Annotated in this window: 1 protein-coding gene; it reads right to left on the bottom strand. The window is 65.3% G+C overall.

What is annotated here, in order from left to right:
- Positions 1-536, bottom strand: a 536-nt coding sequence (locus I8J34_RS24285; RefSeq protein ID WP_214364198.1) for a condensation domain-containing protein, incomplete at both ends; no start/stop codon positions are given.

Here is a 536-nt window from a genome sequence, read left to right as displayed (position 1 = left end):
CCTCTTCTGCGCTCATCAGCGCAAGGGCTTCGGGGTGTGCGTCGGCCTGCGCTTCGATCAGGCTGTGGATGCTGCGCCTCTTGTCGTAGCCGTGCGCGGTGGCGTTCCAGTCGTCGAGCAGTTGGTGCCGCTCTTCGGTATCGAGAATGTCGAGTTGGTCGATGCGCGTATCGGCGCTTGCCTCGACCATGGCTTCGAGCAGACGGGTCCAGTAGCCGATGAAGCGCGCCACGGTGGCCGGATCGAACAGCACCGTGGCGTATTCGAGCGAGCCGGCGATGCCCTCCTGCGTCGGTTGCAGGGTGAGCGTGAGGTCGAACTGGGCGGTGTGGTGACCAATCTCTAGCGGGCTCAAGTCGAGCCCGCCGAGTGCCAGCTCGCCGTTCGGGGTGTTTTGCCAAGCCAGAGCGGCCTGGAACAGCGGGGTGTGCGACAGGCTTCTGTCGGGCTTGACGATGTCGACCACTTGTTCGAAGGGCAGGTCCTGGTGCGCCTGGGCCGACACCACGGTGTCCTTGGCCTGCGCCAGCAGCTGC

It is taken from the genome of Denitromonas iodatirespirans (assembly GCF_018524365.1).
Taxonomy (GTDB): Bacteria; Pseudomonadota; Gammaproteobacteria; order Burkholderiales; family Rhodocyclaceae; genus Nitrogeniibacter; species Nitrogeniibacter iodatirespirans.
The sequence above is the reverse complement of the archived record's forward strand: the minus strand, read 5'-3'. Positions and strand labels throughout refer to the sequence as shown.